At 36.5% G+C, this 345-nt stretch carries 1 protein-coding gene; it reads right to left on the bottom strand.

The window, feature by feature from the left end; genetic code table 11:
• On the bottom strand, positions 1-239 hold a 239-nt coding region (locus tag COZ07_RS01710; RefSeq protein ID WP_406606872.1), incomplete at its 3' end, for a (2Fe-2S)-binding protein.
• Positions 240-345 lie beyond the last annotated feature (106 nt).

Below are 345 nucleotides of genomic sequence, written 5' to 3' on the forward strand. Positions count from 1 at the left end.
AATCCTTCAATAGTTAATACTTCACTGCCACCTATTTGCCCGGTAAGAATCAGACAGGAACAAACTGCTTCCCCGTCAAGAATAACCGTACACGCTCCGCACTCACCTATACTACACCCTTCTTTAGTCCCGGTTAAATTTAACTGTTCTCTCAAAGTATCTATTAATCGTTCTTTAGGTCCTACTTTTAGGGTTACTTCTTTCCCATTTACCTTAATAGTTAGGTTAATTCTATGCATTTGTCTTTGACTCCTTTATAACTTTTTCCAAAGACCTTTTTAATAAAATCGCTATAGTCGGTTTTTTATATGGAGTAGACCACCTTACTCCAGTAATAGAAATCAT

Origin of the sequence: Candidatus Infernicultor aquiphilus, assembly GCF_002784285.1 — a bacterium.
GTDB lineage: Bacteria > Atribacterota > Phoenicimicrobiia > Phoenicimicrobiales > Phoenicimicrobiaceae > Infernicultor > Infernicultor aquiphilus.